We start from the raw sequence: 3,846 nt of genomic DNA on the forward strand, positions 1-3,846 counted from the left end.
CCCGTCGGGCTGCTGCCGGATGCGCAAGTACCGCATCGCCCGCTGCCGCTCATCGTTGGGCAGCACTCCGTCGGGGTCGAGCAGCGCCACGCAGCGGCGCGCGAGCACCGTCAGCTGCTCCGGCGGCAGCGGCATGCCCGGATCGGTCGCGTGAGCGACGAGCGTCTGCTCCGCGACGCGAAGCTGCTCAACATCGGCGCGCGGCGCTGCCGGCTCGAGGGTCGTCACGATCGCCTGCGCCTGCGCGAACGAGAGGTCACCCGTCGCGAGCCCAGCCGCGACCGCCGGGTACTTCGCGGGGATGTCGGCGCCGGTGATCCCGACCGACGGGGACGTCGCCCGCGCCATCAGCTGCAGGTCGAGCACGCGGCCAGGGCGCATGCCGAACGCCCGCCCGAGCGCCTCCTTCGGATGCCGGGCACCAAGCAGCAGGCACAGCGGCTCGTCGACCGGGCCCTGCGAGCGCTCCTCGACCTCGTGCGCGAGCCGCACCTGCAGCGCCTCAGCGACGCGAGTCAGCTCCGCGACGCAGCCGAGGATCTCGACCGTCTCACCGTTGGATGCTCGAGCGAACGAGTCGGCATCCGCCAGCAGCGCGCGAGCGGCCTCGACCGCCGCTCTGGCCTGCTCGGTGCTCGACATCGCCGCCTCCCTCGCGAGGAGGGCAGATGGGGCCACCCACATCCACTCCCGACCTCGCTTGCGAGCAGAGTAGGGGAGGCCACCCACATGCCCCGCGACCTGCTGGTCGAGTTGTCGATCATCGACCTGCAATCGCGCCATGAAGACCGTCTCCGTCCGAGAGCTCCGCCAGAATCCCGCGCAGATGCTGCGGGACGTCGAGTCGGGGGAGCGCTGCACGATCACGTCCTACAACCGACCGATCGCCCGCGTGGAGCCGGTCGCGTCGTCGACCCGGCTCATCCCACCGAAGCGCACGGGCCGCCCGAACGTCGCATCCCTGCCTCGGCATGAGCTGCGGACAGCCGCATCGATCGACGAGCTGCTGGACGACCTGCGGGGGGAGTGATGACGACGTTCTACGTCGACACGTCCGTCGCCGGTCGCGCGATGCTGCGGTTCTCGCCGCGCGCGGTCTCGTGGTTCGAGGAGGCGGCGGAGTCGGACGAGCTCGTCTCGTCCCGGCTGCTCAAGACGGAGCTCACGCGATCCACCTCGCCACCGCTCTGCGATCTGGCATCGAGGACCTCGTGATCGTCTCGCATGACGCCCGGATGCTCGCGGGAGCTTCCGAGATGGGCCTCACGACGTTCGATCCCTGCGCAGGCGAGTGAGTCGAGTCGGCGCTCGAGGTGCGTGCTGAGGGGAGACGACAGCGCTACCGCAACCAACGGACTGGATATCGGGGATATCAACTTACGTCGTGAGCTCCCGCCAGGTACTGAGGACTAGGGCCGCATGGGTCTACCCATGAAGGCCAAGACGATGCACAGCGCCAGACCACCGAAGACGAACACGTCGGCGACGTTTCCGATGAACCAGTCGGCGTAGGCGATGAAGTCCACGACGTGACCACGGGCGGGACCAGGGGGTCGTGCCAGGCGGTCGATGACGTTCCCGAGGCCGCCGCCGAGGATGAGGCCAAGGCTCAGTGCCCATGGCAACGACGTGGTTCTCCAGGTGAGCCAAGCCGCGAACACCGTGCCTCCGGCGGCGAGGACGGTAATGAGCGGCGTTGCGCTGGCGCCGAGAGAGAATGCCGCCCCAGGGTTGTAGGTGAGTTGCATCGCGAGCATGTCGCCCAGTAGTGGATGACGCTCGCCGACAGCGAGGCTCGCCTCTGCCCAGACCTTGCTGAGTTGATCGATCGCCACGGCTGCGAGCGCGGCGACGTAGCCGAGCAGTGTCACCCTCCACAGTCGAGGTCTCGTGTGTGGTGAGGGGGCGATCCCCTCGACGACTGTCTGTGCCGCCGAGGGACTTGGTGCGCTGCTGCCAGTCGTCGACATCAGGCCAGTACCTCGAATAGGCGCGGAATGACGCCGGACTCGATCAGGATGAACAGGCCGAGACCGATGAACACGGCGGGGACCAGCCAGTGCTCGATCCGCTCGAGAGTCTCGGTGACGGCTTTGTGTGTGCCGATGAGCTTGCCGAAGAGGCACCAGACGCTCACCAGAGCGAGGAACACGACGATGGTGATCGCGGTGTCCGCGGGCGAGATGGTTCGGAACACCGGCGTGTAGAGGCTGATGTTGTCCGCCCCATTTGCGATGGTGATTCCGGCGACGCCGAGCAAGCCGAGGTCTTTCATCGCCGACTCGTCAGGATCTGCATCGTCACGATCGCGCAGTCCCCGGATGAGTCCGATTACACCGATCAGCAGCGGGATGAGCCCGAGGAAGCCGACCCACTCGTCCGGGATGATCGTGAGCCCGAGTGCCGCGACCACGCTGATCGCAACGAGCGTCGCGAATCCGAGGTATTGGCCGAGGACGATCTGCCAGGGCCGCGGCCCGCCGCGGGATGATGCGAGGAAGAGCACGGTGAGTATGACGATGTCGTCGATGTTGGTTGCCGCGAACATGCCGATCGCGGAGGCGATGGTCGCGAGCATCTAGTCGTTCTTCGCTTCGAGCTCGCCCAGGACTTCGAAGGGCGATTCGACATCGCCGCGCCACGCCTCGATGCCTTCGCGGATCGCGAGCCCAGCGACGATGAGGGCAGCCACGGAATCTGCCCACATCCAGCCGAAGAGCAGGTTGAGCAGCAGGCCGATGAGCACCGTGCCCGACAGGTAAATGCAGAGGAGCAATTGCTTGGCGTCCGCTTGCACGCTGCGCGAGCCGAGCTCGCGGCCGGTGCGGAACTCGAACCAGGCGAGCGCCGGCATGACGAGCAGGCTGAGGGTGGCGATGCCGATGCCGAGCGGGCTGTGGTCAACCTCTTCCACGCCGGTCAGCGTGAGGACCGCGTCGATGATGACGTAGGCGGCGAGGGCGAAGAATGCGATGCCGATCGCGCGGACGGTGGCCTTCTCCCACCGTTCCGGATTCTTGCGTGTGAACTGCCACGCGACTGCGGCCGCGGAGAGCACCTCGACGATCGAATCAAGCCCGAACCCGATCAGCGCGGCCGAGGAGGCCATCGAGCCCGCCCATATCGCGACGATCGCCTCGATGACGTTGTAGGTGATCGTGAAGCCGACGATGAACCGCACGCGGCGATGCAGGGTGCTCCGTCGTGCCTCGGTCAGCGTCCCCGCGCTCATCGGACCGACTCGCAGCAGCCGGGGACCGAACACTCCGGGTCGAGGCATGGCGCTTGCTCGTCCACGGCCAATGTCACCTCGACCAGCGCAGTCAGCGCCCGTGCGAGGTGCGGGTCGGCGATCTCGTACCGCGTCTGGCGGCCCTCAGGCTCGGTCACGACGATGCCGCAATCACGTAGGCAGGCGAGATGATTCGATACGTTCGAGCGCGTCAGCTCGAGCGCGCGCGCAAGGACCGCGGGATAGTTCGGTCCTTGCAGCAAGGTCAGCAAGATGCGTGAGCGTGTCGGATCCGCCATCGCCCGGCCCAGCCGATGCATGACGTCCAGTCGGTTCGCAATAGTCAGCACACACTGACTATACAGCAAACGCTGTCGTGTCGACGATCATGGAGGCGCAGACGGACGGCACGCGGCGCATCCGGTTGGTGCAGCTGCTGCAGCAACTGAAGCGCTCGGGCGCCGACCAGACCCTCGCGATTCCGGCATAACACACCGGCCAGGCGGCTTGCTGGAGCGTTCTGAACCGTCCCCGGTTCTCTGCCGCTCCTATGCGGGTGCCAGCACCGGGTGTGATGGCGTTTCGAGGTCAGCGTAGTACGCGGCCTCGAACTC

General features: G+C 67.0%; 7 protein-coding genes. 2 read left to right on the top strand and 5 right to left on the bottom strand.

The window, feature by feature from the left end:
* Positions 1–642 (bottom strand): DUF222 domain-containing protein (locus H508_RS0100280; RefSeq protein ID WP_026372586.1); only part of this gene is annotated, 642 nt, incomplete at its 3' end.
* Positions 643–781: 139 nt separating this feature from the next.
* On the opposite strand from H508_RS0100280, the gene H508_RS13590 reads away from it, so the two are divergent.
* On the top strand, positions 782–1,030 hold the full coding sequence (locus H508_RS13590) for a type II toxin-antitoxin system Phd/YefM family antitoxin (protein ID WP_035253544.1): 249 nt from the start codon (positions 782–784) through the stop codon (positions 1,028–1,030).
* Positions 1,030–1,215 (top strand): hypothetical protein, encoded by a 186-nt coding sequence (locus H508_RS0100290; protein WP_026372587.1) that lies wholly within the window; start codon positions 1,030–1,032, stop codon positions 1,213–1,215. Before H508_RS13590 ends, H508_RS0100290 begins: the two co-directional genes overlap by 1 nt.
* 194 nt (positions 1,216–1,409) lie before the next feature.
* Here the strand turns inward: H508_RS0100290 and H508_RS0100295 are convergent, their stop codons facing one another.
* From H508_RS0100295 to cmtR, 4 genes are all read right to left on the bottom strand, one after another.
* A complete protein-coding gene (locus H508_RS0100295) occupies positions 1,410–1,871 on the bottom strand; it encodes a signal peptidase II (RefSeq protein ID WP_245569399.1) in 462 nt (153 codons plus the stop codon).
* A 98-nt stretch (positions 1,872–1,969) separates the two neighbouring features.
* Positions 1,970–2,578 carry a cadmium resistance transporter gene (locus H508_RS0100300; RefSeq protein WP_026372589.1) on the bottom strand — a complete coding sequence of 203 codons (609 nt, stop codon included), beginning with the start codon at positions 2,576–2,578 and terminating at the stop codon, positions 1,970–1,972.
* Entirely contained in the window at positions 2,579–3,232 is a 654-nt protein-coding gene (locus H508_RS0100305) for a cation efflux transmembrane domain-containing protein (protein ID WP_035253547.1), read from the bottom strand. It abuts the gene before it with no gap.
* Positions 3,229–3,582 (bottom strand): Cd(II)/Pb(II)-sensing metalloregulatory transcriptional regulator CmtR, encoded by a 354-nt coding sequence (gene cmtR, locus H508_RS0100310; protein WP_026372591.1) that lies wholly within the window; start codon positions 3,580–3,582, stop codon positions 3,229–3,231. The genes H508_RS0100305 and cmtR overlap by 4 nt, the downstream gene beginning before the upstream one ends.
* Positions 3,583–3,846 lie beyond the last annotated feature (264 nt).

It is taken from the genome of Agrococcus lahaulensis DSM 17612, from assembly GCF_000425105.1.
Classification (GTDB): Bacteria; Actinomycetota; Actinomycetes; order Actinomycetales; family Microbacteriaceae; genus Agrococcus; species Agrococcus lahaulensis.